General features: G+C 38.4%; 23 protein-coding genes. 17 read left to right on the forward strand and 6 right to left on the reverse strand.

The window, feature by feature from the left end; all coding sequences use genetic code 11:
- Positions 1–154 precede the first annotated feature (154 nt).
- The gene (tyrR, locus tag NRL14_RS01005; protein WP_149606649.1) at positions 155–1,711 is read left to right on the forward strand and encodes a transcriptional regulator TyrR; all 1,557 of its coding nucleotides are present in this window, start codon (positions 155–157) and stop codon (positions 1,709–1,711) included.
- Positions 1,712–1,741: 30 nt separating this feature from the next.
- On the opposite strand, the gene NRL14_RS01010 is transcribed toward tyrR, so the two are convergent.
- Positions 1,742–2,236: a hypothetical protein gene (locus NRL14_RS01010; RefSeq protein WP_008134718.1), complete on the reverse strand. Its 495-nt coding sequence runs from the start codon at positions 2,234–2,236 to the stop codon at positions 1,742–1,744.
- Between the two features lie 105 nt (positions 2,237–2,341).
- On the opposite strand from NRL14_RS01010, the gene NRL14_RS01015 reads away from it, so the two are divergent.
- Positions 2,342–2,878 carry a thioesterase family protein gene (locus NRL14_RS01015; RefSeq protein ID WP_007376908.1) on the forward strand — a complete coding sequence of 179 codons (537 nt, stop codon included), beginning with the start codon at positions 2,342–2,344 and terminating at the stop codon, positions 2,876–2,878.
- A 61-nt stretch (positions 2,879–2,939) separates the two neighbouring features.
- Here the strand turns inward: NRL14_RS01015 and NRL14_RS01020 are convergent, their stop codons facing one another.
- Entirely contained in the window at positions 2,940–3,593 is a 654-nt protein-coding gene (locus tag NRL14_RS01020) for an OmpW family protein (protein WP_007376909.1), read from the reverse strand.
- Positions 3,594–4,093: 500 nt separating this feature from the next.
- Here NRL14_RS01020 and dapE point away from each other — a divergent pair, with 500 nt between their 5' ends.
- Positions 4,094–5,278, forward strand: a complete 1,185-nt coding sequence (dapE, locus tag NRL14_RS01025; protein ID WP_306723775.1) for a succinyl-diaminopimelate desuccinylase — start codon at positions 4,094–4,096, stop codon at positions 5,276–5,278.
- A gap of 333 nt (positions 5,279–5,611) precedes the next feature.
- Here dapE and NRL14_RS01030 read toward each other — a convergent pair whose 3' ends face one another.
- Positions 5,612–7,321, reverse strand: a complete 1,710-nt coding sequence (locus NRL14_RS01030; protein ID WP_033041286.1) for a lysophospholipid acyltransferase family protein — start codon at positions 7,319–7,321, stop codon at positions 5,612–5,614.
- A gap of 594 nt (positions 7,322–7,915) precedes the next feature.
- Between NRL14_RS01030 and NRL14_RS01035 the strand changes: the two genes are divergently transcribed.
- A complete protein-coding gene (locus NRL14_RS01035) occupies positions 7,916–8,836 on the forward strand; it encodes a glyoxylate/hydroxypyruvate reductase A (protein WP_306723776.1) in 921 nt (306 codons plus the stop codon).
- Positions 8,837–9,693: 857 nt separating this feature from the next.
- Here the strand turns inward: NRL14_RS01035 and NRL14_RS01040 are convergent.
- Entirely contained in the window at positions 9,694–9,939 is a 246-nt protein-coding gene (locus tag NRL14_RS01040; RefSeq protein ID WP_007376914.1) for a hypothetical protein, read from the reverse strand.
- A gap of 106 nt (positions 9,940–10,045) precedes the next feature.
- Positions 10,046–10,489, reverse strand: coding sequence for a hypothetical protein (locus tag NRL14_RS01045; protein WP_033040243.1), 444 nt, complete (start codon positions 10,487–10,489; stop codon positions 10,046–10,048).
- Between the two features lie 104 nt (positions 10,490–10,593).
- Here NRL14_RS01045 and NRL14_RS01050 point away from each other — a divergent pair, with 104 nt between their 5' ends.
- Complete coding sequence (locus NRL14_RS01050; RefSeq protein WP_007376916.1) at positions 10,594–10,977, forward strand: response regulator; 384 nt, start codon at positions 10,594–10,596, stop codon at positions 10,975–10,977.
- Positions 10,978–11,046: 69 nt separating this feature from the next.
- Here NRL14_RS01050 and rpsT read toward each other — a convergent pair whose 3' ends face one another.
- Entirely contained in the window at positions 11,047–11,307 is a 261-nt protein-coding gene (gene rpsT, locus NRL14_RS01055) for a 30S ribosomal protein S20 (RefSeq protein ID WP_002958225.1), read from the reverse strand.
- Between the two features lie 295 nt (positions 11,308–11,602).
- Between rpsT and murJ the strand changes: the two genes are divergently transcribed.
- From murJ to NRL14_RS01115, 12 genes are all read left to right on the forward strand, one after another.
- Positions 11,603–13,141 carry a murein biosynthesis integral membrane protein MurJ gene (gene murJ, locus NRL14_RS01060; protein ID WP_373462514.1) on the forward strand — a complete coding sequence of 513 codons (1,539 nt, stop codon included), beginning with the start codon at positions 11,603–11,605 and terminating at the stop codon, positions 13,139–13,141.
- Between the two features lie 84 nt (positions 13,142–13,225).
- Entirely contained in the window at positions 13,226–14,176 is a 951-nt protein-coding gene (gene ribF / locus NRL14_RS01065) for a bifunctional riboflavin kinase/FAD synthetase (RefSeq protein ID WP_306723778.1), read from the forward strand.
- Positions 14,177–14,181: 5 nt separating this feature from the next.
- Positions 14,182–17,010, forward strand: coding sequence for an isoleucine--tRNA ligase (gene ileS, locus NRL14_RS01070; RefSeq protein ID WP_306723779.1), 2,829 nt, complete (start codon positions 14,182–14,184; stop codon positions 17,008–17,010).
- Between the two features lie 12 nt (positions 17,011–17,022).
- Positions 17,023–17,523, forward strand: coding sequence for a signal peptidase II (gene lspA, locus NRL14_RS01075; RefSeq protein WP_007376920.1), 501 nt, complete (start codon positions 17,023–17,025; stop codon positions 17,521–17,523).
- On the forward strand, positions 17,520–17,960 hold the full coding sequence (fkpB, locus tag NRL14_RS01080; protein WP_002958231.1) for an FKBP-type peptidyl-prolyl cis-trans isomerase: 441 nt from the start codon (positions 17,520–17,522) through the stop codon (positions 17,958–17,960). Before lspA ends, fkpB begins: the two co-directional genes overlap by 4 nt.
- Positions 17,960–18,889 carry a 4-hydroxy-3-methylbut-2-enyl diphosphate reductase gene (ispH, locus tag NRL14_RS01085; RefSeq protein WP_008135758.1) on the forward strand — a complete coding sequence of 310 codons (930 nt, stop codon included), beginning with the start codon at positions 17,960–17,962 and terminating at the stop codon, positions 18,887–18,889. Before fkpB ends, ispH begins: the two co-directional genes overlap by 1 nt.
- Before the next feature lie 29 nt (positions 18,890–18,918).
- Positions 18,919–19,953, forward strand: coding sequence for a sensor histidine kinase (locus NRL14_RS01090; RefSeq protein ID WP_306723782.1), 1,035 nt, complete (start codon positions 18,919–18,921; stop codon positions 19,951–19,953).
- Entirely contained in the window at positions 19,950–20,651 is a 702-nt protein-coding gene (locus NRL14_RS01095) for a LytTR family DNA-binding domain-containing protein (protein WP_033032062.1), read from the forward strand. The genes NRL14_RS01090 and NRL14_RS01095 overlap by 4 nt, the downstream gene beginning before the upstream one ends.
- 127 nt (positions 20,652–20,778) lie before the next feature.
- A complete protein-coding gene (gene pilV, locus NRL14_RS01100) occupies positions 20,779–21,339 on the forward strand; it encodes a type IV pilus modification protein PilV (RefSeq protein ID WP_306723783.1) in 561 nt (186 codons plus the stop codon).
- 2 nt (positions 21,340–21,341) lie between these two features.
- Entirely contained in the window at positions 21,342–22,343 is a 1,002-nt protein-coding gene (locus NRL14_RS01105; protein WP_007378374.1) for a PilW family protein, read from the forward strand.
- Entirely contained in the window at positions 22,331–22,834 is a 504-nt protein-coding gene (locus NRL14_RS01110; protein ID WP_007378373.1) for a hypothetical protein, read from the forward strand. Before NRL14_RS01105 ends, NRL14_RS01110 begins: the two co-directional genes overlap by 13 nt.
- 1 nt (position 22,835) lies before the next feature.
- Positions 22,836–26,102 carry a pilus assembly protein gene (locus NRL14_RS01115; protein WP_306723784.1) on the forward strand — a complete coding sequence of 1,089 codons (3,267 nt, stop codon included), beginning with the start codon at positions 22,836–22,838 and terminating at the stop codon, positions 26,100–26,102.
- Positions 26,103–26,106: the final 4 nt, after the last annotated feature.

A 26,106-nucleotide genomic window follows, 5' to 3' on the forward strand; every position in this document is an offset into this window, starting at 1 on the left:
AATATGTTATTGCTGTTATTGCGTGAATAAATCCATGTATCTACTCATTTATTATAAATACTAGTATTGTCCAAAAATGTTTACAATAAACTACCTTCTCATAGCCACTTAGCGTATTATTCAATTAATATAGTTTTCCTTCCTTAGAGGATGTATGCGTTTAGATATTCATTGTGCTGACAGAATCGGTATCGCCCAAGAAATTCTCAATATTTTAGTTAATTACAGTGTTGATCTAAAAGGAATAGAGGTTGATTCAGTTAATTGTCGTATGTATGTAAGTTTCCCTGAAATTGAGTTTGAACAGTTCCAGAAAATAATGCCATCAATTCGTTTAATTGATGGTGTTCATGATGTACGTACAACCGCTTTTTTACCCTCTGAGCGTGAGCATAATGAGCTAAACACATTGCTTCGAGCATTGCCCGATGGTGTTATTTCTATTGATGCCAAGGGTTGGGTACGCTTATGTAACGATGCGGCTTGTAAAGACTTACAATTGAGCGAAAAAGAGGTTATTGGTGCAAATATCAATAATTTGTTGAAAGGCTTTAATTTTACTCGCTGGTTAGAAAGTAAAGAAGTATTAGGGCAAACCACCAGAGTGGAAGTCGCTGGTGAAGACTTTATAGCCGATATTTTACCTATTGCTGTGCCGCAAGGTGGTGAAGGTGATGTACTTGCCGGTGCTGTTATTAATATAAAATCACAAAGCCGATTAGGTCAACAAGTTAGTGCGTTTAGACGTTACGGACAAGAAAGCTTTGCAACTATTCATAACTTTAGTACTGCTATGCGTCGTGTTGTTCGCGAAGCGCGTAAAATGTCTCAGTTAGAAGCACCAATACTAATTACGGGTGAAACAGGAACAGGTAAAGAGCTATTAGCACGGGCGTGTCATTATGCATCTAATCGCTCAGTGAAGCCTTTTATTGCGCTGTCGTGTGCATCGTTACCAGACGATGTTGCTGAATCTGAGTTATTTGGCTACGCAGGCTATGAAGAAAATGCAGCACCTAAACGCGGCGTACTTGAGCAAGCCGATGGTGGGACTGTATTTTTAGATGAAGTGGGCGAAATGTCGACTCAACTGCAAACTAAGTTATTGCGCTTCTTACAAGATGGCACATTTAGGAAAGTGGGTGATGAGAACGAAGTTAAAGTTAATGTTCGTATAGTCGCAGCTACTCAAAAAGACTTACCTGCTATGGTGCAAGAGGGCGTGTTCAGAGAGGATTTATACTATCGAATCAACGTATTAACATTAGATATTGCACCACTTAGAGATCGCAAAGCCGATGTTGGGCCACTCGCAGAGCATTTTATTCAAAAATATGCACAGCAAAATGGTCACGCGGTGCCACTGTTATCTCAAGAATGCTTAAGCTTTTTACAACAGTATCCTTGGCCTGGGAATGTACGCCAATTAGAAAATGCAATTTATCGTGCGGTATCTTTATTAGATGATAGTGAGTTACGAGTAGAGCATTTACAGTTACCTACGTTTACGCATGACTTAGGGTATTTAGAATCTGATTTTGAAGGTTCACTGGATCAAGCGGTAAAACGTTTTGAAGCAACATTATTACGCAAACTTTATCCAGCTTATCCAAGTTCACGACAGCTCGCTAAACGTTTAGGTCTTAGCCATACAGCAGTTGCAAATAAACTACGAGATTACAGTATTAACCGTAAAACAGTTAAAGTTTAAAATACGGCAATATTTAAAATAGGGCGCTAATTAATTTTTAGTGCCCATATTTTTTTTGACACCATCAATGGCAATCGTCTTTATACCATCTTCATCAAATTTCATAACAATACTGGCATTATTACGAGCAAAAAAGTAACTTCGGCCATCTAACTCAATAACATAATTCCCTTTCACTTGATCACTAAACTGTTGTTTTTTTAGAGTGATGGTGTGCTTGCCTATTGTCCAATCAAACGCTTCTATAAATCCATTATTAAATTCTTGAACCCATACTTGGCTGCCGTCTTTTGCAAGCGTGATGGCGACTGAGTAAGAACTAGGAATTTGATCCATTTCATAACTCTTTGAGCCAATAGTAAACTTCTTAAATTTTTGTTGCCAAGCAAAACCAAATTCAAACGATTTTTCTACCCCTGTAGAGTAAGTAATAGAGCCATTACCGGGGAAATTAAAATCGGCTAACGCGTGGTGGCTCACTGTTAAGAATATACTAGCAATAAGGATGTTTAATTTTGAATTCATAAGTAAATTTTTAGTTGTATTTATAACCTCAGATTAAAGCAGAATATTCGTCTTAGCAAGTGCCTGTGTTACACTCAGGTAAATTGAACTGGTAAGACCTTTGCTGTGAACTTATATATTCGACTTCTTTTATTATTTTTTAAAATTAAGCGTAATCATCAATATCAAGACTTACTTGATACAGTAGATATTGATTACAAAGCACTACCAACTGATTGCGATATAAATCTGCATTTAACAAATTCACGTTATTTAGCCATGATGGATTTGTCACGTACATGGATGACGGAACGAGTGGGTTTGCTTAAGCAAATTTTGAAACGCCGTTGGTTTCCTATTGTTAATGCTACCGCTATCACGTATATCCGTGATATTAAACCAATGCAACGCTACACTATTAGTACAAAACTAGTTGGTTGGGATCATAAGTATTTTTATATAGAACAAAAATTTCATTCAGCACGAGGCTTACATGCTATTGCTTATGTACGCGGTGTGTTTAAAAGTAAAAAAGGCATTGTAAGTATCGAAGAAATGCTTGAAGTCGCTAGTTTTAAAGGTAAAACACCGATACTACCAAGTGAAGTTATGCATTGGAAAGAAATGCTTGAACAGAAAAAAGCAAATAACTTACCCAAATGATTAGTTAATTAAAATAAAAAAGGCCTTTCGGCCTTTTGCACACACATGCATTAAAGCATTTTTAAAAATTATACCTAACCCCAAACATGGCGACTACTGGGTCCAGTTCAACGGTTGAAGTGAGAGCTTTTGCGCCATTAGCATACACTGTGGCATCAGTATCAATATCCATAATTGATACCATTGCATGTAAACCCCATTTTTCATCAATTTTATAATTAGCACCTACTTGTGCTACAAATCCAAATGAGTCGTCTAACTTTACTTCTACATCATTTGTACCAAGCGTTGTTTTAAGCGCTTGCGACGGTTGCTCATCAAAGAATGTTGTATAATTAACTCCAATACCAACAAATGGTCTTAATGCATAACTTGTATCTAAAAAGTGATACTGAGCAATAAGTGAAGGGGGGAGTTGTTTTATATTCGCGATTTTATTACCCGCTAGCCCACCAGTACCATTAACATCATGCGAAAATGGCGTTGCTGCAATAAGCTCTAGCACCCATTGGTCGTTAAATGCGTAGTCAAGCGTAATACCTAGTTGCGTATCAGAATCACCTTTTAGACCTAAAGTCGGTGCTTCGTTAATTTTTGAGCTGCTGTTATCAGGGTTAATGTTAATAGCACCCACATTTACGCTAAAATTGGCGTGTGCAGCAGGAGAAAGTGCTAATAAAGAAGTCAGTAATGCAATACTAATAGTGGTTTTCATGTTGTTCTCCAAGAACTACTTTTTGATTGACGCTATTATTGCAGTTTTAAAATGTTCAAAACCTGTCCTAGATCAAAGTTTCAAAAATGTTTGAACGTTGTGAAGTGTTTTATTGATTTAGATTAATTTTGATGTTGATTAGCGACAGAGATACTTGACTCTTGATTTCTTAAATAACTAAAAGCGCTGTTCTGAATGTGTTTAGTGCGTGCAAGTTCAGGTTTTTAGGTAGCAAAAGTTATAAATCCCCCTTAACCAGAATCGAGAAAACGACGTCTCTTTTTTTCATGATTAGGCTCTGCCTTACCTGATTGCCACACAGTTTGCTGTAAATTTAACCTCAAAAGTTAAACAGCTCATAATAATAAAATATAAAAAATAGTCACAGCTGTGTATTAATACTGACATCGCTTAGTCATAAATTCAGGCTTTAATAATAACTCAATATTTTCGTGAGTCTCTTAACTAAAGTTAGGGCTAAGCAATAAAGGGCGTTTGATATGGCTATCGCTATTTTTGATAAAGCAATCAGTGAAAGAGAATTCCAACGCGACGTTGTTGCATATTTACAAACGCTTATTCGATTTGAATCTGTTACACCTAATCAGGCTGGAGCAATTGATTGGCTTACTAGAGAATTGAGTGACTTGGGATTACAATGTGAGCATTTTAATGTAAACGGCGTGAGTAATTTAATCGCTTCAATTAGTTTTGGAACCGGACCATGCGTCGCCTTTTCAGGGCATATAGATGTAGTACCAGCAGCAACAGGGCAATGGTTAAGTCCACCTTTTGCAGGGAATATTGTATGTGATTCAGTGTATGGTCGAGGCGCTGCAGATATGAAAGGTGGTGTGGCTGCAATGCTTAGCGCAACAAATAATCTTATTAATAATAGCGAGAATAAGCAAGGAACATTGTATTGGCTTATTACATCTGATGAAGAAGGCGAGGCTGAATTTGGCTCTCAAGTAATTGTTAATAAACTGGCCGAGCAAGGTGTTGTACTTGATGGCTGTATTGTTGGAGAGCCAACCAGCCATATGTGCGTAGGTGACACTATCAAGAATGGGCGAAGAGGTGCACTCTCTGCACGCATTAAGGTAACAGGTAAGGCTGGGCACGTGGCTTATCCTGATAATACGATCAATGCAGCTTTTATAGCTGCTAAAATAGTTAATTACTTGAGTGAACAAACGTGGCAACTTGATGAACAAAGCTCAAAAACCACATTGCAAGTAACGGGTATTAATATTGATAACGTTATTGATAATCTTGTGCCAGCTTATTGTGAGGTTACTTTTAACGTGCGTTATAGTCATGCATATAGCAGCGAGGCGATTAAAGCATTATTGACACAATCGCTTAGTGAGTTTGCCCATTACTTTACAATAGAGTGGGAGCGTCCGTGTGAGCCATATTATACAGCAGACACTAATGACTGGAGTTTACTTTCTCATGTTGAGCAGGCTATTTACAAGCAAACAGGCAGTTATCCACTGCTCAGTACCAGCGGTGGAACATCCGATGGGCGTTTTTTTGCAAATAACCACACTCAAGTTATAGAGTGCGGTGTGCGTAATAATACGATACATCAAGTAAACGAACATGTACCTATAAGTGATTTAGTAAAAATAGAAGAAATTTATAGCTCTTTGCTCGAGCAGGTTTTTTTAAATAGCTAGGGCGTGTTGATCTTTGTGGATTGAAATTTGTTCAATCTAGGGTCGATTAATCGCGGCGCGAGGTTTGTAACCTAGCGGGCTCGGTAACTGCTCCTGCGTTACCCTAGTGGCTTACATCCGTGTAAGAATAAGTAAAAACCGAGCAACAAAGAGTTAATTGTCCCTAGAAAGAACCCTTTAGCCTGAACTCTACTTGAGATAGATTTATCCAGAGTTCAGGTTATTTAATCGGCCACGTCTATGCAATGCCGTTACTGTGCATAAATAGGCAATGAGATAACATGAATGCCAAACACATGTTGTAATAAATTTTTCTAGTTTTTGCACTAGTTATTATTTTTTTAAGTAACGTTTTGCTTTGTTCTCTTTTACGCTTTCCAGGTCGACTAAAACCAAGCCGTCTATACAATTGTTAAAGTCGGGATCAATACTAAAACTTAAAAACTGTACGCCACCGGGCATACAGAGCTCAGTGTATTGTTTAAATAACGTGGGGACTTGCGCTCCCATATTGGCTAGTACGTGCTTAAGCTCTACAAAATCTTCTTTCACATTGTTGCCACTGAACACTGTTTGGCATTGTGTGAGTTGTTGATCGCTTAGTCTAAATTCATTGTTAGGCATTGCTAGTTGCACATTGTTTTTGTAGTAATGTTGATAATAATAAACAAGCATGGCTTTTGCCTGCTCTGGTAGGGTATTAGGTACGGTTACAGCGCCAAATAAGTAACGGTATTGTGGGTAGTTTTTAATAAAGGCGCCGATACCATACCAAAGATAGTCTAAGCTTTTACGTCCCCAATACTTTGGTTGTACAAAGCTGCGACCAAGCTCAATACCTTGGTGTAAGTAGGGGGTCATGGCCTCTGTATAGGAAAATAAGCTATCAGTGTAGAGCCCTTTTCGTCCGTGTTTTTTTATTATATCTTGCGCACAAGCTAATCGGTATGCACCAACGAGTTCTAATTGAGTAGGATCCCATAATACAAGATGTTGATAATCCATATCATATTTATCTATATCTCGACGCTTACCGCTGCCTTCTCCCACTGCTCTAAATGCAATTTCCCTTAATCGACCTAGCTCTCTAAACACCGCAGAGCTACCGGTATATTGATAAAGGTGAATATGCATATCGTCGATTGTTTTACCCAGCAACTGGCATTGATCAATCGCTTTTTTTAGCTCTTTTCTGCATTCAGGTATAGCAAGAGGCATTTGTGTTTTTAGTGGTAACGGCTTTTTAGACGTTAGCCTATAAAGCTGCTTACGAATAAGGTTTACAACTTCTTTATCTTTTAGATTTTCTATCAAATAAGACTCAGGCGGAATTGAAGCTCCAATTTCAAACTCCAATGACTTTTGACGTTGCTTAAACATTTCTTTGACCAGTAGCAAACTCGCTAGAGGCTTATAAATCATTGATGTGCCATAAAATAAAGGGCTGTTTTTAGCTTTTATAAAAACAGGTAAAATGGGGCAGTTGGCTTTTTTTGCCATACGTAAAAAACCGCTATTCCACTTGCAATCTTTTATGCCTGTGGGGCTCAAACGAGAGACTTCACCGGCAGGGAATATAAGCAGTGCACCTTCGTTTTTTAAGTGTTGGTGGATATTATTGAGTTCTTGTTTTTTACTTGTTCCAGATAAGTTATCAACGGGTAGTAACAGTTCATGCATGGGGGTAACCGACATCAGCATACGGTTAGCTACAACCTTTAAATCTTGTCTAACAGTTGAGAGTACTTTAATAAGTGCAAGTGCATCCAAAGAGCCGATAGGGTGGTTTGCAACAATAACCAGCTTACCTTCATTGGGGATATGTTCAATTTGTTTAGGTTTGTAGCGTGTATCAAAATCAAGCTCATCTAATACCTGTTCAACAAACTCTAAACCTTGCAAGTGAGGGTAAGCATCACCAAAGGCAACAAACTCCTGTTCATGTAACAGATACCCTAGCCCTTTTTTTACAAGGCCTTTTACTTTTGGTGATTTTTCTAATTGTGGTAAATTTGCTGCAATCACTTTATCAATACTAATCATATAAACCTCTTTCACGCATTGGCATGTTTACCATTTACTTAGAATAAAAAAAGGGTGTGACAGTTACTTTGCAGTTGTGTGACTTTTTAAAGTGCGAATTGAGCCAAGGCATGTTTATCTTTTGAGGTTAAACATCCGCAGCCCGTAGGACTCTGCCTAGGGGCAATTTACTCTTTGTTGCTCGGTTTTTATACCAATCAGCTTATATATGGGGTCTATTTAACGTTAAGAAAATTACGCTAGGACTAGGCAAAAATTTTTGTATCTAGTTGTTCTCGGCAATTGCTCCCTGCATTGCTCTACCTCCTGCATCCATGCAGTCGTAAATAAAAAAAATTTTAACGACGTTATAGTGCAATTTAATTCGTTAAATTGATCAAAGATTTATGCAGGTTGGTATTACTTATTCTTACATGGATGTAAGCCACTAGGGTAACGCAGGAGCAGTTACCGAGCCCGCTAGGTTACAAACCTCGCGCCGCGATTTAATCGCCCCTAGATTGAACGAATTTCAATCTAAAAGGTCAGTAGGCCCTAGGCAAAGATATCTTGATTAGTATAATTAGTTAAACTCGAACTTATTTGGAAATAAAGATGTCTGTATTAGTTGCTATCACAGGGCGAGATAACAAAAAATTAATGGCGCAATTAAAAATACGGTTACCTAATGTATGCATAGAAGAGTGGCCAGATTGCCAGAGTTTGGATAAAGTCGACTTTGTACTTGCTTGGAAAGCCCCGCAAACAATGTGGTCACAACTTCCTAATTTAAAAGTTGTCTCGTCTTTTGGTGCTGGAGTTGACAGTATCGATTTAGCATTATTACCTAGTAATGTTGAGGTTGTGCGCATTGTTGATACTCAGTTGGCAGAGGATATGGCTGAATATGTACTTGCTCATGTATTAGCGCAAAAGTTACGTTTTAAAGAGTATTTTATTAAACAAAACCAGCAAAGTTGGCAGCCAAAGCGTGCTTATAGCTATAAAAATGTTGGTATTTTAGGGTTTGGTGAGTTGGGCAAGGCGTGTGCAAAAAAGCTTGTTAGTAATGGCTTTCTTGTAAGTGCATGGGCGCAAAGAGAGAAAAAGGCAGTTAATGTTGAAATGTTTTATTCTAAACAAGGCCTTAATAAAATGCTTCCTAATATAGATTATCTAATTTGTTTATTGCCACTTACACAAGAAACTACCGGTATAATTGATCGCACATTATTATCAAAGCTTCCAGTTCATGCAGGACTCATTAATGCTGCCCGTGGGGAGCATGTTATTGAGCAAGATTTATTAGATGCTTTAAATACAGATAGCTTACGAGTAGCTACTTTAGATGTTTTTGAGCAAGAGCCACTCGCAATCGACCACCCATATTGGCAGCACCCAAAAATAACACTGACGCCTCACTGTGCCGCATTATCTGATTTAAGAAGTGTTATTGAGCAAATAGCAGAAAATATTGAATGTTTAAGGCAAGGTAGTAAACTTAATAATCTAATAGATAGAACGAAAGGTTATTAATGGATAGTTAAATAATTTAACAAACTACTTGTTAACACTTGTAATTTTTATTATTGTTGTTAGGTATTCTCATTAATAAAAACAATAAAGAGGGTGTTATGAAGACGAATCAAGGTGGTGTGAAGTTAAGTTTAATTGTTATTTCGATTATTGTATTGGGTGTATCTGCTTGGTTTAATCAACCGACTGTTCTGTAATTATACAATGCCACAGTCAATTATTTAATTTTGCTGTGGTTATTTCCAAATTTTTGCTTTTTTATCGTTTCCATAAATACTATTTAACCTAAACTTTGGTTAAGAGATTACTTAATCGACTGAAACCTTCGGGCCTATTGCAAGTAAATCCAACGCAGTTAGCGCTGAAAATAGCTGCCTGAGATTGATTTATTATCCAGAGCCAAGTTATTTCCTTAGTATTACCCACTCACATCTAGGTAGTACCAATCCGCAATAATACTTAATCATTTTGAGGGATTAAATCTGACCTAACTGCGTTAAATATTTCTGATATACGACTGCACGGATGCAGGAGCAATTAGTGATAACAACTAAATAACGAAATTATTGCCTTGTTATTGGCACGGTTTTCTTACCTCAAAATACATCACTTAATTAAGCTAATAGGTATAAGAATAAAAAATTCATCGTCTAATTTTTGTATCGAGCGTTGGATGTAGGCGAGCAAGCAATCCATTATACAAATTCAGCCTTAAAAGAGTAAACACGGCCTTACTCACCCAAAATTTCGCTAATGACAATAATTTTTCTAAATTTATGATGTTTCCGAGAACCTTTCTATTTTTGCAATAAAAAGCCCAGCAATGCTGGGCTATAAAATAATCTAAGGGAAAGTTGTTAACTTTGAGTTACATTGAACTGTCCAAATGTATAAACTTTGAACAAGTAAAAAGTATTTATCAGCACCAAACTCATATTTGAAATAACACTCGACGACATAAGATCTAAGCTAAAAGATAAAAATAACAAACCACATGCACTAATCGCGGCAACGCGTAGCAGTGTTATCTGGTTAATAAAGAATGCACCTAAACCTAGTGCAAGTAGTATCGTGTTTAAAAGCCAATCTAGCTCGTTTAGCATGGTCGTTTCAATAGTTCAGTTGTAGAAAAAAGGAGCGCCATTATGTTGATATTTTGCGCACCTTTCAACCAAGTAATTTTAAATTTTCAGATTAGTTTTTTTAATGCTAAAAATAACTTCCAATCGCTGCAAATAAACCATGATCTGCTATGACTTGATACTTTTGACAGTTATTTAAACTTTCTGGATTAGTACATAAATAAAGGGACTTTCGTCTAGAATCTAATTGTGGGTGCAAGTTTGAATCTATAATGGTAGCTCCGTAGCCAAATACACCAGGCCAATAAATGCTCTCGCTTACCATCCCTAATTTTTTATAGGTGAGTAATGTCGGCTTTGGAAACGTTATTATTATTAATAGAGCAATGCTTAAAGTTATTATTAAACCTTTTTTTGACTTAGTTTCTTTGCCACCTTGGCTAGAAATAGTCGGACTTTGAGTTTCACTTATTGCGCCTTGCGATGCTGTACGAGGCCTACGTTGTTGTACTTGCTTTTTTTTGGCAGGCGTTTTTCCAAGTAGTGTTTGTTTTTTTTGTGTTTTTGACATAAAGCAGATCTGGCCTTTTTGGTGTAGGTCTCTATAATTAAATGAATAAATTTATATACCAATATAATAACGTAAATTTGGCTTGTAGCCTATGAGGAATGAAGATGAATACGCAGCTATCAATTTTAATTGTAGATGACGTTAGCACTGTACGCAGCTTTTTAAGTCAAACGCTGATGCATTTAGGGATAGATAACGTAAAGGAAGCATCTACCGCCTCACAGTGTATTAGCGAGTGCCGCGCTGCAAAATATAATATCATCTTTTTAGATATTGAATTACCTGATGGTGATGGCAAAGAATTAATTGCACAAATAAATGAATTAAGCCCTGAAACTAATGTTGTTATGGTATCGGCTCATTCGGGTATAGAGAATGTAAAAGATGCGATAGATAAAGGCGCTAAAGGTTTTGTGGTTAAGCCATTCACTCCTAAAAAAATAGCGGCAATGCTTAAGAAGTTCTATCCAGATTTAGAAAACGTGTAATTATATAATTAAATTTTAAATAAAAAAAAACCGGCAAAAGCCGGTTTTTTATATTCTATCAAAAACAAATTATAGAGCTTTAATCTTAGCTGCTATACGGCTCTTATGACGAGCTGCTTTGTTTTTGTGAATTAGACCCTTAGTTGCGTAACGGTCTAGGATAGGTGTAGCAACAGAAAAAGCTTGCTGTGCAGCTTCTTTATCGCCCGCTTCAATAGCAACAATTACTTTTTTGAAGTAAGTGCGCATCATTGAACGACGGCTTGCGTTGTGCTGACGGTTTTTTTCGCTTGTGATAGCGCGTTTTTTTGCAGACTTGATGTTAGCCAAGGTTTGCTCCTAACAATCTTAAAATAAAGCTTAAATTAAAGGCCGTGGAATATGCCTGTTTCAATCATGAATGTCAATTTAAATTTAACAATCCAAGAAAAACTGCACCATATAACGAGCATCAATTTGCCGCTTTAGCAGTTAATACTGACATTGTAACAAAGCACAGACCCCCAGCCTAGTGCTTTAAAGCGATTTATAAAAAAGACTGTGGCATAATCGCCTCTCTTAGGGATTTTTGAGTAGGTTTAAGGTGTCAAAAGGTTTATTTCGCTCCGGTATGATAGTTAGTTGTATGACTATGATATCGCGTATTTTAGGGCTCGTTCGAGATGCTGTCGTTGCCAATTTATTAGGTGCAAGTGCAGCGGCTGATGTTTTTTTATTTGCTAACCGTATTCCTAATTTTCTACGTCGTTTATTTGCAGAAGGGGCGTTTGCACAGGCATTTGTACCCGTGTTGAGTGAAATTAAAGAGCAACAAGGTGACGACAAAGTCAGGCTTTTTGTTGCACAAGCGGCAGGTACATTAGGAACCATTTTATTGATTGTCACTATTATTGGTGTTGTTGCCTCACCCGTTATTGCAGCATTATTTGGTACAGGTTGGTTTATAGATTGGTGGCAGGGAGGGCCTAATGCCGAAAAATTTGAACTTGCAAGTTCATTACTTAAATTTACATTCCCTTATTTATTTTTTGTAAGTTTAGTGGCGCTTAGTGGTGCAGTCATGAATGTGTATAACCGTTTTGCTGTTGCTGCATTTACACCTGTTCTACTCAATGTTTCTATCATTACGTGTGCCATTTTTTTACATGATAAATTTAGCGTCGGGGCTTATTCTCTCGCAATTGGCGTATTTATTGGTGGCGTTGTACAGCTTTTGTTTCAACTTCCATTTTTATACCGTGCAAAAATGTTGGCGCGTCCGCGTTGGGCATGGCAAGGCGAAAACGTAAAAAAAGTACGAAAACTTATGCTACCGGCTTTGTTTGGTGTCTCTATTAGTCAAATTAATCTGTTGCTAGATACCATGATTGCGTCATTACTGATGACGGGCTCAATTGCATGGCTTTATTATTCAGACCGCTTAATTGAATTTCCGCTGGGTTTATTTGGTATTGGTATTGCGACAGTTATTTTACCGGCGCTTTCTAAACTACATAGCAGTAAAAAAAGTAGTGACTTTCAGCATACTCTCGACTGGGGGGTGCGTTTTGTTATATTTTTAGGCCTACCAGCAATGATAGGTCTAATGATCATCAGCCCGCTTATTATCACCGTATTGTTCGACCACGGTGCGTTTAAAGAAGACAGTGTTGATCATGTTAAAGCAGTAAGTTTAGGCGTAGTCGCATATTCAGTAGGGCTTGTAAGTTTTATGCTAATTAAAGTACTGGCTCCTGGCTTTTACGCTCGCCAAGACACTAAAACGCCCGTGCGTATTGGTATTATTACCTTAGTGTTGAATATGGTATTTAATATTATGCTGGCTCCTTTCATTGGTTATTTAGGATTAGCACTTGCTACTTCGCTATCGGCTAGTTGTAATGCATTTTTGCTGTATAGGCAGCTTAAAAAAGAAAATGTGTATCAGTTTTCATCAATGAGTATGCGCTTTACACTTAAATGTGTTGTTGCAAGTATGGTTATGGGAGCTGTTACATGGTTTGTGAGCAGTTACTATTACTGGGCTACATGGGCTTTTACACAGCAGGTAGTCTTATTAATAGCACTCGTGGCTTTGGCAGGTATTAGCTACTTTGCAATGCTATTTTTAATGGGCGTTAGACTAAATACGATAAAAAGTGTAGCAATTACTGAATCAAACTAAAAAAAAGATTATAATCGGCAACTCTGCGGCTTTAATTAATTTTTAGTCGTAATTAATAGCTCGCTAAACAAGGCATTAGGTGGCATGGAGTTAATTAGAGGTATACACAATATTCGCCCACACCACTTTGGTTGTGTGTTAACTATTGGTAATTTTGACGGTGTTCATTTAGGCCACGCAGAAGTACTAAAAGGCTTACTTAGCGATGCTAAAGCGCATAGTTTGTCTAGCACTGTAATGCTATTTGAACCCCAGCCACAAGAATTTTTTGCTAAAAACAATGCCCCAGCACGGCTAACGCGCTTACGAGATAAGCTACGTTTGCTTAGTGATTTAGGTATTGAGCGAGTTATTTGCATTAGCTTTAATCAGCAATTTGCAAACATGCATGCTGAGCAATTTGTTAATGATATTTTGATTAAAAAGTTAGGTGTTAAAGCTCTCACTGTGGGCGATGATTTTAAGTTTGGAAAGCAGCGCCAAGGTAACTTTGACTTACTTGCTAGCATGGGCAAGCAAGCGGGTATGGACGTAAAAAGCACCGCGAGTTTTCGCCAATTAAATGCTAGAGTAAGCAGCACTTTAATACGAGATGCTCTGGCATCTGGTGACTTAGCAAGTGCTAAAACAATGCTTGGTCACGATTATGCTATTTCTGGGCGTGTTATACACGGCTGGAAAAGAGGGCGTGAACTCGGTTTTAGAACTGCAAATATTGCCCTAAAACGCCAAGTGTGTCCTGTCGACGGGGTGTTTGCAGTGCAAGCAACGATTGCAGGAAAACAGATTTTTGGAGTTGCAAATGTAGGCAATAAGCCGACATTTAATGGAACTCGTGCATTATTAGAAGTTCACCTTTTTGATTTTGCACAGGATATTTACGGACAATTTATGCATGTGGAGTTAATAAAAAAACTTCGCAATGAAAAAAAATTCGAGACATTAACACAATTAACGGCGCAAATAGCAACTGATGTTGCTGCCGCTAAGCAGTGTTTTGGTTTAAATCAGGTAGCCGATAGAGACGGAATGTAGGATAAATGAGCGACTATAAACATACTTTGAACTTACCGGAAACACCGTTTCCAATGCGTGGCAATTTGGCACAACGTGAACCAAAAATGCTTAAAGCATGGTATGAAGACGACCTGTACGGTCAAATTCGCAGCGCTAAGAAAGGTAAAAAGACCTTTATTTTGCATGACGGCCCTCCGTATGCAAATGGCGACATCCATTTAGGCCACTCAGTTAATAAAATATTAAAAGACATTATTGTTAAGTCTAAAACATTATCTGACTTTGATTCACCATTAGTCCCAGGTTGGGATTGTCATGGTTTACCAATCGAGTTAATGGTTGAGAAAAAAGTAGGCAAGCCGGGCGTAAAAGTAACCGCGAGCGAGTTTCGTGAAAAATGCCGTGCATACGCTAAAAAACAAGTTGAAGGTCAAAAAGTTGATTTTAAACGTTTAGGCGTATTTGCAGATTGGGATAAGCCTTACTTAACAATGAACTTTGACTTTGAAGCGAATGCAATTCGTGTACTTGGTCGTATTATTGAAAAAGGTCATTTGCATAAAGGTGCTAAGCCTGTGCATTGGTGTACAGATTGTGGTTCTGCACTAGCTGAAGCTGAAGTTGAATACCAAGATAAGCAATCACCAGCGATTGATGTACGTTTTACATTTGTTGATCAAGATGCTGTTGTAAGTGCATTTGATTTGGCTGATGGTCATAAAGGTGAAGGCAGTGTTGGTACTGTTATTTGGACAACAACACCGTGGACGCTTCCAGCAAACCGCGCAGTAGCTGTGCATGCCGATTTAGAATATGCATTGGTGCAGGTTGAAGATGAAGGCGTACAACAACGTCTAATTTTAGGCTCTGAGCTTGTTAAAGATGCAATGGACCGTTTTGGTTTTAATCACTTCCATGTATTAGGTTATGTAAAAGGTGCTGCACTTGAAAACTTACAAGTAGCCCATCCTTTTTATGATTTTAGCGTACCTGTCATTGTTGCAGAGCATGTAACGACTGACTCAGGTACCGGTGTTGTACATACAGCACCAGGACATGGTCAAGAAGATTTCGTGGCTGGTTTAAATTACAACCTTGAAGTAGCTAACCCTGTTGGCGCAAATGGTGTTTATTTACCAGATACTGAACTTTTTGCAGGTCAGCATGTATTTAAGGCGAATGCGAGCGTAATTGAAGTATTAAAAGAGCGCGGTGCACTTATGCATCATCATGCACTTACGCACAGTTACCCACATTGTTGGCGCCATAAGACTCCAATTATTTTCCGTGCTACACCACAATGGTTTGTAAGTATGGATCAGGCTAACTTGCGTCAAGACTCTTTAAAAGAGATTAAAAATACGCAGTGGTTACCAGAGTGGGGCGAAAGCCGTATTTCTAACATGGTTGAAAGCCGCCCAGATTGGTGTATTTCTCGCCAGCGTACTTGGGGTGTTCCAATTGCATTGTTTGTTGATAAAGACACCGGTGCACTTCACCCAAATACACAAGAGCTAATTGCTCAAGCAGCAGCGCTTGTAGAAAAATCAGGTATTCAAGCATGGTACGATTTAGAACCAGCTACATTACTTGGTGAAGAAGATGCCAAGCAATACATGAAAGTGCAAGATACGCTAGATGTATGGTTTGACTCAGGTGTTTCACATGCATGTGTTGTAGACGCACGTGAAGACTTAGTTGGTCCAGCTGATTTATACCTTGAGGGGTCTGATCAGCATCGTGGTTGGTTTATGTCGTCAATGATGACGTCAGTGGCAATTAATGGTCATGCGCCATACCGCCAAGTATTGACTCATGGTTTTACTGTTGATGAAAACGGCCGCAAAATGTCTAAGTCGTTAGGCAATGTTATTTCTCCACAAAATGTGATGAATAAACTAGGCGCCGACATTCTACGTTTATGGGTGGCTTCTACCGATTACACGGCAGAAATGACTGTGTCGGATGAGATATTTAAACGCTCAGCCGATCGTTACCGTCGTATTCGTAACACCAGCCGTTACTTGCTTGCTAACCTAAATGGTTTTGATCCAAAAACTGATCAAGTAGCTGTTGATGATATGGTTGAGCTTGATAAGTGGATTGTTGGCCGTGCTGCTCAGTTACAAGACGAGATTTTAGCCGCGTACGACAGCTACCAAATGCTATTAGTAACGCAAAAGCTAATGAACTTCTGTACGGGTGAACTTGGTTCGTTCTATTTAGATGTTATTAAAGATCGTCAATACACAGCTAAGAGCGACAGCCATGCACGTCGTTCTTGTCAAACAGCGCTTTATCATATAGCAGAAGCAATGACGCGTTGGATGGCCCCTATTATGAGCTTTACCGCACAAGAAATTTGGGAAGCTTTACCGGGTGAGCGTAGTGACTACGTATTTACATCAGTTTGGTATGATGGCTTACAAGCACCAACAAATAGCCAATTTAGTAACGATGACTGGTTAGAAATTCTAACAGTACGTGACGAAGTAAACCGCTTATTAGAAGCTGCACGTAAAGAAGAAGTCATTGGTGCAACACTTCAAGCAACGGTTAATTTATTTACGAGTAAAGAGCTTGCCGCTAAGTTAAATGCGCTTGGTGATGAACTGCGTTTTGTATTGTTAACATCAGCGGTAAATGTTACTGAAGTTGATAGCCAGCCTGCTGATACACAAGCTACCGAAATTGAAGGTTTGTTCATTAGTGTTGCTGCAACAGATGCTGCTAAATGTGAGCGTTGTTGGCATTACAGTGAAGATGTAGGTGTTAACCCAGCTCATCCTGAAATTTGTGGTCGCTGTGTAAGTAATGTTGATGGCGAAGGTGAAAAGCGTCAATTCGCTTAGGAGTTATTCTTAGTGAGCAAACTAGCCCAAAAAAGTGGTTTAGTGTGGCTTTGGTTGAGTCTATTACTTTTAGTAATAGACTTTGCCAGTAAAACACTTGTTGTAGGGACAATGGCTTATCAAGAGTCGATAAATTTACTCCCTGTTTTTAGTATTACTTATGTGCATAATTATGGTGCTGCTTATAGCTTTTTAAGTGAAGCGGGTGGTTGGCAGCGTTGGTTTTTAAGTGCAATTGCCATTGCTATTAGTGCTTTGCTTGTGTGGTGGCTAAAACGTTTACCTGCAACAAACAAAGTACTATGCGGTGCCTATGCACTGGTACTTGCAGGCGCTATTGGTAATTTATACGATCGTATTGCGTATGGTTATGTAATCGACTTTATTCACGTATTTTATAAAGACTCACATTTTCCTGTATTCAATATTGCTGATTGCGCTATTTGTATTGGCGCAGCACTATTGTTATTTGACGCCTTTACCGGTGAGAGTCCGAAGGAGCATAAAGCATGAGCCAAGCTGTAATTGGTGAAAACTCACAAGTTATTTTCCATTTTTCTATTAAATTAGAAGATGGTTCTGCCGCCGACTCTACCAAGGTGCACAATAAACCTGCTAAATTAACAATGGGCGATGGCAGCTTAACGGCAAACTTCGAAAAGTGTTTATTAGGGCTAACTGCAGGCGAAAGTAAAACGTTTGAATTAGAACCTGAAGATGCGTTTGGCCAGCCAAACCCAGATAATATTTACTACGTTGACCGTAGTAAGTTTGGTCCAGAAACACCAGCTAAGGTAGGTGCAATTATTGCGTTTACTCAACCTGATGGGACTGAACTTCCAGGTTTAGTACGTGAAGTGCAAGGCGAGTCGGTAACGATTGATTTTAATCACCCTTTATCTGGTCAGCGTTTAACGTTTGAAGTTGATATTATAGAGGTAGAAGGTTAATGGAAATATTATTAGCTAATCCACGCGGCTTTTGCGCTGGTGTTGACCGTGCTATTAGTATTGTTGAGCGCGCTCTCGATATTTTTGAAAAGCCAATTTATGTTCGCCACGAAGTAGTACATAACCGCTATGTGGTTGATGGACTAAAAAGCCGTGGTGCGGTTTTTGTTGAAGAGCTTGATCAAGTACCTGACGACAGCATTGTTATTTTTAGCGCACATGGCGTATCGCAAGCTGTTCGCAGCGAGGCTAAACGCCGTGACTTAAAAGTATTTGATGCAACGTGTCCGCTGGTAACTAAAGTACATATGGAAGTTACACGTGCGAGTCGCAAAGGTATTGAGTGTATTTTAATTGGACACCATGGTCACCCTGAAGTAGAGGGAACAATGGGACAATATGATAACTCAGCCGGTGGCATTTACCTTGTTGAAACTGTTGACGATGTAATTGCGCTTGATGTAAAAAATGCTGAAAACCTTTTTTATTGCAGCCAAACAACACTCTCAGTTGATGATACAGCTGATGTTATTGATGCGTTACGCAGTAAGTTTCCATCAATTGACGGACCGCGTAAAGATGACATTTGTTATGCAACGCAAAATCGTCAAGACGCTGTGCGTGACTTAGCTGACAAAGTTGACGTGCTATTAGTCGTTGGCGCTAAAAATAGCTCTAATTCTAATCGCTTGCGTGAGCTGGCAGATAAAATGGGCACGGTTGCTTATTTAATTGATGATGCAACTGATGTGCAAGAACAGTGGGTTTCGGGTTCTAAATCAGTGGGTGTTACTGCGGGAGCCTCTGCGCCAGAAGTACTTGTACAACAAGTTATAAGCCGATTAAAAGAGCTAGGTGGCACACAGGTTGTTGAAAACCCAGGCGAAGAAGAGAATATCGTATTTGCTGTTCCTGTAGAGCTACGTTAATTTAAAATTTAGATTAAAGGAGAGTCGTTATGAGCAAGCCACTTCAAAATGATGGTTTGCTTTTTTCGGCTCTTTTTAATGAGCGAGGCGTATTAGCTTCGCTTATTGTTTCTCAAGTTATTGCTATTGTTTTAGCCTTTGCACCCAATGTAGAAGGCGATATTTGGCTTCGACTTGGGATCATTAGCTTATTTTTACATTTAATTGTTTTAGTCGGCACTTCTTCTTTATATTTTTGTCGTTTTTTTTTACAAAACCGTACTCAAGCTTTTCAGTTAAGTCTATTTTTTGCCTCTTTTTTATTATCTACATGCATTTTTAGTATTTTATTTTCCCATTTTGCTTTTGATATAGATGATACAAAGAACCTAATTTATTTTACACTTCGCAATTGCATTATAGTGGCTTTGCTGGCGGCTTTATTCGTCCAATTTTTATTAATTCATTTTGAAAAAGCGCAACAAACTAAGGCGCTCTCTCGTGCTGAGCTTGATGCCTTACAAGCTAGAATACGTCCTCATTTTTTATATAATAGTTTAAACACTGCTGCAGAGCTTACCCATCATGATGCCGATGCGGCAGAGCAAGCCATTTTAGCATTAGCCGCCTTATCGCAGGCTGCAATGCACTCAGGAAAAAATGTATCTCTTGACGATGAAATAACACTGAGTAAGCAATATATAGCACTTGAAACATGGCGTTTTGGTAACCGCTTAAGAGTTGATTGGCAAATACCCAATGAACTACCTGCATTGAGTATTCCTTGTTTAACCCTGCAGCCATTAATTGAAAATGCGGTATGCCACGGCGTTGAAACAAGTGAGCATGGTGCAGAAATAAAAGTAGAGCTGCATATTACTACCGGCTATATAACCATGATTGTATCTAACCCCATAATAATTTCTAATGCTCAAACTAGGCCTAATAACGGCATGGCGCTTGAAAATATTCGCCAGCGATTAAATATTTATTATAAGAATAAAGCGCAGCTAACAATTACTAGTAAAAATGATGTGTTTAGGGTCAAGGTCGTGATCCCTAAGCTAATTGAGGGCAGTGTATGAATGTACTCATTGTTGATGATGAACCTCTTGCGAGATCGCGCTTAATTCGTTTGTTAGCACACGACAAAAGTATAGTTGTACAAGGTGAGGCAAGTAATGGTAATGAAGCCCTAATACTTGCTAAAAAGCAAACGCCAGATTTAATTTTTTTAGATGTTGATATGCCTGGAATGAATGGTTTACAAGTTGCTAATGAGCTCAATAGTTTAATTCTACCTCCAGCAATTGTTTTTATAACTGCTCACCCTGAGCATGCCTTCGATGCTTTACAATTAAGCGCAGCGGGTTATTTAGTTAAACCTATTTCAGAGCAATCATTGCAAAAGGTGCTTAAGCAAGTCGGGCGTTTAAACAAAGTGCATATTCAAAAACAGCAAAATGTAAAAATTTCTTATCAGCTAGCTGGTACTCTACGTAGCGTTGATATAAAAGATGTTTTGTATTTTAGTGCAGAAGAAAAATACACCAAAATGGTATTTTTAACTGGAGAAGCTTTACTAGAACAAAGTTTAAAGCAGTTAGAATTACTCTATCCAGCGTATGTTTTACGAATTCATCGTAATACATTAGTTAATAAAAAAAGGGTTATTGCTTTGCATTCGCAAGGGAGTAGTCATCACATGATTGAACTTAAAGGGAGTCGCGAGTTACTGCCTGTTAGTCGTCGTGAGCTCAAGGCTGTCAAAAGCGCGCTTTGATTTTATTCCTCTTAAATATATTCTGTTAACCGCTTATCAACAAATTTAACCGCCTATCGTAGTATTGATTGAACATTACCATTTAGCAGATAAACTAATAATTAGATAATTTTCATTTGGTTTTTTTATGCAATCTTACTTTCCTTCTTCCAAAAAAGGTTTCACACTGATAGAAGTGCTTATTGCATTTATTATTCTCAGCTTTGGTTTGTTAGGTGCTATCGCACTACAAGCTAAAGCAAAGCAAGCAAGTTTTGATTCAATGCAGCGCGCTGCGGCTGTAGCGCTTGGCAACGATATTATTCAACGTATTCGTGCTAATGATACGTCTCAATTAGGCACACTCTATAAACAAACGTTTAATAGCCAAACCGCTATGAAATCGGCAACTACTTGTTTTAGTAATTCATGCAGTTCAGCACAAATTGCGCTGTTGGATATTGAACAGTGGAAACGAGCTATACGCGCTCGCGAAAATACAGGAACGCTGGATGGGGCCACAGTATGTATAAACCCTTCAGCTATTGGTGGCTCAGGCGGTAAAGCATTCAACTTAGAGGTTGTTGTCTCGTGGCAAGGCAGGCAAGAATTTACCGCTAATAAAGCGACGGGCGATATTAAATGCGGGACAGCAGATAAACGACGCCGTCTAGTTGTTTTGACCAGCTATATTTATCTTAGGAGCTAAGCATGAAACAAAAAGGGTTTACACTTATAGAAGTCATGATCTCTCTTTTTATTGGTGGTCTTGTACTTGGTGGCGTCATGTTTACCTACATAGGTATGAAAGTAACAACTCGAGATACTATGACAATAGGCGAGCTGCAAGAATCAGGTCGCTTAGCTATAAATATAATGCAACGAGATATTGAGCAAATTGGGTTTTGGGGAACATTTTATGATGATTCATTTTCATCAGCGAACACGACGACATTAGCAACACCTAATGCAGCAAACGATTGCCTTGAAGGCTTAAATAACGGCAGTTTCCCAGATCTTTCCAGTACCACTAACTTTCGCACTATTTATGCCAAAACAGCGGGAGCCGTAAAAGAGCTTAATTGCGTAACTAATCCAATAGGTGGAACGGATATCCTGCAGCTTAAGTTTTTACAGGGTGATCCAATTACAGTTAAAGCGGGCAGTAATGAAACACAAAATAAAGAAAATTACTTTATAGCAGAGCAAGAGCGTGCACAATTTGTGCGAAATATTGTTGATCCAGCGACGCTAAATGTTAATGCGACAGTGTGGCCGTATAGTCATCATGTTTATTATATTTCTAATCAAACCTATACGGTAAATAATAATAAGTTAACGGTTCCTGCATTAATGCGTAAACGTTTGGTTGACGATGCTATGAAAACCGAAACAATAATGGAAGGGGTCGAAAACATGCGTTTTGTTTTTGGCTTAGACACAACAAATGATAGTCGAATAGATATGTATAAGAGCATTGATAATATGGCTCCAGCCGATTGGGAAAATCGCAAAGGAATTTTAACTGTGCAAGTATTTTTATTGATACGGGCCCTGCAACCTGATGCAGACCTTAGCATTAAAAATCAAACATACACGTTAGGCGAAGATGCAGATAATAGAGAATTACAATTTACAGATAATTTTAGGCGAACTGTTTTTACAACGACTATTCGATTAAATAACGTTGGGGAAAATTTATGGCGCATTTAATGAAATCACAAATCAAGCAACAAGGTGTTGTACTGATTACTGCTTTGATAATGGTAATTGCTGTCACGGGTATTGCGGTAACATTAATGAGCAGTAGCAGTATTGATATTAAAATTACGAATGCAGCACAAGAGCGCGAAGTAGCTGAAAATGAATTGATAGGCGAAGTACTTCGCGTGATTGCTGAGGAAGCAAATAAAGGTGCGGCTAATCAGTTCTTCTTGTCACCCGAGGAAGTCACTAAAATAGCTGACGAAAGCACCGACGGAATGCTTATTGCTGAACATAATGGTATGCCAAGTAAAATGATTAACTTAAATAAAGGCGCACTTAATCTGGAGTGTCCCAGGTGCTATAGCTGCACAAAAGGGGTTGCTTGCAATATGATGCAAGTATCAACAACAATAGAGTATGGCTCTAAAAGCAAACATCAGTTAACCATTGTTACCGGTATTGCTCAACAAATGGCTAGTACAGGCAAAGGAATTTAAAATGAGACTTAAATTAAATAAATTATTTGCTGCATCTCTAGGGTTAACAATGAGTGTACCGGCTACCGCTGAGGATATAGAGCTCTACGTGAATCATAATATTAACGTGGATGAAAAACCACGTGTGCTGCTTATATTTGATACATCGGGAAGTATGGCGTTTTCATCAAGTTCGGGTAATGATTGTGGGTACAGTAATAATCTAAGACGCTATATATTATGCTCGGATAGTCGCCTAGGTGCGGCACAATATGCGATGAATAAAGTTATAGAAGATAACGATAATATTGACTTTGGTTTAATGCGTTTTAAAGAGACTGATGGCGGTTATATTATAAATGGCTTGGGGAAAGACCCCTCTGTGGTTAAATCGTCAATCGCAAATTTACCAGCGGATGGTGGAACGCCGCTAACAGAGACACTCTGGGAAGCCTATTTATATATTACAGGGCAAAGTGTGAGCTATGGTTTGGGAGCAAGCGAAGTTGAAAGAGATACCAGTGTTGAAGATATTGTAACGACTCAGATAGAAAAAGAGCATTGCTATTGGACTGGTTGGGGGCGAAATCGCAGAGAGGTTTGTTATAACTATTATGATACACAAACTACTTATACGTATGTTTCTCCATTTAATGACAGCGTAGAGGAAGCGAAGCGTTGTGATAACTCAGTAAATATTATTTATATGACTGATGGTGATCCGTCAGGAGATAATGATAGTGATAGCGTAATTAGTGATGAGCATAAGAAGTACTTTGGGCAAGGCCTAAATTGGAGTACTGATAGTTATTACAGTAGCTATTTACATCAGTTGGCTAAAGTTATTCATGGTACGAGTAATGTAAAAGTAGATTTGTATCCAGCGACTCCTGATATTCACGAGACAGGGCGTCTATACACAATAGGTTTTGGTTCTGGAATGAGTGCTAAGGGGCAAGAGCTTTTAGTTAAAGCTTCGTCATTAGGTGGTGGCGAAAACTTTCCAGCCAGTACCCCAGATGAATTATCTAAGTCACTAAATAAAGCAATTTCTAAAATTCGAGAAGTAAATGATAGCTTTTCATCGCCATCTGTAGCGAGTAATAACGTCGATCAAACTCGTAGTCGAAATGCTATTTATTTCGCTATGTTTTATCCTGAAATAGGTACTAGGTGGAAAGGAAACTTAAAAAAATTAAAAGTTTCTGGTAGCCGTATTATTGATTCAACGAATAAAGCGGCGCTTGATTCGAATGGTTTAATTGATGATGATGCAAAAACCTATTGGTTACCAAGTGATCAGTCAGCTGATGGAAGTTTGGTTGCAGAAGGTGGTGTAAATTATCACTTAAGTTCACTGACTGGCAGTGATGCTTTAAAAAGGCGGAATCTTTATACAAATAAGCAAGGAAGTATTGTTGAATTTAACACCACGATTGTAAGCGAGATACTTGATTCATTAGATGACAATCCGATTACTTTAAGTAGCTCTGATATTAAATGGTCTATGGGCATTGATGTTGATGATGAAAACGGTGATGGCGATAGAACAGATCAAAGAGGTAATATTTTTGGTGACCCCCTGCATTCTAAACCGATAGCGATAGATTACGGCAATGATGATATTCGTATTCTAATAGGCACTAATGCTGGATTTCTGCATATGTTCAAAGATGATGATGTTAATAATGAAGTGAGCGAAAGTTGGGCATTTATACCTTCTGATCTATATGACATTATTAAACCTCTTCGCAATAATGAAACCGGTAAACTGTATGGTATGGATGGGCCGATTAGTGTTTATTTTAATAATAAAAACCTAAATGATAATGGCTTAAATGATGGTGTTATTGATGCAAGTCAAGGTGATCAAGTCTGGGCTGTAGCAGGTATGCGACGTGGTGGTAAAAACTATTATGCACTTGATATTTCAGACCCTAGTGAGCCAAAAAAGTTGTGGGCACAGCCAATCGAAGGTGGTAAAGGCGATTTTAAAGAATTAGCTCAAACGTGGTCAAAGCCACAGATTGCTTACATAAAAGCATTTGGTGACAAGCCGTTACTTGTGTTTGGTGCAGGGTATGATACGAATAAGGATGCGGCTATTCGAAGTAAAGATAATATAGGTAGAGGTATTTATATTGTTGAAGCTGAAACAGGAAAAAGAGTATGGGCGCTCACCCCTGATATTAATGGATTTGAGGGCGAACACAGTATTGCTGCTAATGTTTCTTTACTTGATTCTGATTACGATGGATACATTGATAGAATTTACGCATCTGATACTGGAGGAGATATATGGCGTATTGATATGCCAGGAGACGATGTAAATAAATTTAGTCACTTTAAGTTTGCTGAATTGGGAAGTAGTCAAGCAACAGAAGATAGACGCTTTTTTTATAACCCATTAATAGTAAGAACGATGTTTAGCAAAGTTTCTGAAGTGACTGTAAATGGTAAAAAAGTTATAACTCGGCTAGATACACCCTTTGATGCTGTGGTATTAGGGAGCGGTAATCGTTCGAAACCGAATGATACCAATGAAAAAGATCAATTGTTAATGATTCGAGATGAAAACACGGTAACACGAACGTTTACAACAAATACACCAGATGCGATTAAACTAGCTGATTTAATGCCGATGAATTTAGACCCTTTTGGTAATGCATTAAATGATGTTGATAAATTTGTCGACTTAGAAGTAGATTTAGCTGGATTCAAGGGCTGGCACTATGAATTAGGCACAGGTGAAAAGTCGTTAGCTGCAGCTGCCGTTGTAGGTGGTGTTGCTTATTTTTCATCATTTAAGCCAGCTTCAGATACGTCAACTGAAAACCAATGCTCGCTTAGTGGGGGAGGAGGTTCTTTATATGCATTCCATTTACACTACGGGACGAAAGTGTATGACGAATTAAAATTTTCCACGAGTTATGATGTACCCGATACAGCACAGCTTTATTTTGGCGAAGGAGAATCTTGTGTGGATGAAAATAATAATGGTAAATGTGATGCAGAGCCTATTCTGGATGAAAATGACCCTACACCACCAGATATCATTGATACAGACATAGATGTTAAAATGGAAAGTCAGTTCTATTTAATTGGCCCTGGCATCAAAGGCGAAAATGCTGAAAATCCAATGAAACCAGTCGAGATTGTAGGGCCTGGGTTAAATGTTGTTGATGGTAAGATTAAGTTAGTTAATGATGTTCAACCTATCGGCTTTGGCTTCAAAACGCAGCAAACTTATATTTATAAGCGTGAAGAAAATGACGAAATCAAAAATTAAGGAA

Source organism: Pseudoalteromonas sp. 20-92 (assembly GCF_030847595.1).
Classification (GTDB): domain Bacteria; phylum Pseudomonadota; class Gammaproteobacteria; order Enterobacterales; family Alteromonadaceae; genus Pseudoalteromonas; species Pseudoalteromonas fuliginea.

Bases quoted from the DNA above. Each gene is read 5' to 3' on its own strand.
- NRL14_RS01045 (WP_033040243.1), bottom strand. From the start codon at position 10,489: ATGTCAAAAACACAAAAAAAACAAACACTACTTGGAAAAACGCCTGCC.
- fkpB (WP_002958231.1), top strand. From the start codon at position 17,520: ATGAGCCAAGCTGTAATTGGTGAAAACTCACAAGTTATTTTCCATTTT.
- pilV (WP_306723783.1), top strand. From the start codon at position 20,779: ATGCAATCTTACTTTCCTTCTTCCAAAAAAGGTTTCACACTGATAGAA.
- NRL14_RS01010 (WP_008134718.1), bottom strand. From the start codon at position 2,236: ATGAATTCAAAATTAAACATCCTTATTGCTAGTATATTCTTAACAGTG.
- NRL14_RS01030 (WP_033041286.1), bottom strand. From the start codon at position 7,321: ATGATTAGTATTGATAAAGTGATTGCAGCAAATTTACCACAATTAGAA.
- NRL14_RS01050 (WP_007376916.1), top strand. From the start codon at position 10,594: ATGAATACGCAGCTATCAATTTTAATTGTAGATGACGTTAGCACTGTA.
- tyrR (WP_149606649.1), top strand. From the start codon at position 155: ATGCGTTTAGATATTCATTGTGCTGACAGAATCGGTATCGCCCAAGAA.
- NRL14_RS01090 (WP_306723782.1), top strand. From the start codon at position 18,919: ATGAGCAAGCCACTTCAAAATGATGGTTTGCTTTTTTCGGCTCTTTTT.
- ribF (WP_306723778.1), top strand. From the start codon at position 13,226: ATGGAGTTAATTAGAGGTATACACAATATTCGCCCACACCACTTTGGT.
- NRL14_RS01110 (WP_007378373.1), top strand. From the start codon at position 22,331: ATGGCGCATTTAATGAAATCACAAATCAAGCAACAAGGTGTTGTACTG.
- NRL14_RS01035 (WP_306723776.1), top strand. From the start codon at position 7,916: ATGTCTGTATTAGTTGCTATCACAGGGCGAGATAACAAAAAATTAATG.
- murJ (WP_373462514.1), top strand. From the start codon at position 11,603: ATGACTATGATATCGCGTATTTTAGGGCTCGTTCGAGATGCTGTCGTT.
- NRL14_RS01020 (WP_007376909.1), bottom strand. From the start codon at position 3,593: ATGAAAACCACTATTAGTATTGCATTACTGACTTCTTTATTAGCACTT.
- ileS (WP_306723779.1), top strand. From the start codon at position 14,182: ATGAGCGACTATAAACATACTTTGAACTTACCGGAAACACCGTTTCCA.
- dapE (WP_306723775.1), top strand. From the start codon at position 4,094: ATGGCTATCGCTATTTTTGATAAAGCAATCAGTGAAAGAGAATTCCAA.
- NRL14_RS01115 (WP_306723784.1), top strand. From the start codon at position 22,836: ATGAGACTTAAATTAAATAAATTATTTGCTGCATCTCTAGGGTTAACA.
- NRL14_RS01040 (WP_007376914.1), bottom strand. From the start codon at position 9,939: ATGCTAAACGAGCTAGATTGGCTTTTAAACACGATACTACTTGCACTA.
- ispH (WP_008135758.1), top strand. From the start codon at position 17,960: ATGGAAATATTATTAGCTAATCCACGCGGCTTTTGCGCTGGTGTTGAC.
- NRL14_RS01105 (WP_007378374.1), top strand. From the start codon at position 21,342: ATGAAACAAAAAGGGTTTACACTTATAGAAGTCATGATCTCTCTTTTT.
- NRL14_RS01095 (WP_033032062.1), top strand. From the start codon at position 19,950: ATGAATGTACTCATTGTTGATGATGAACCTCTTGCGAGATCGCGCTTA.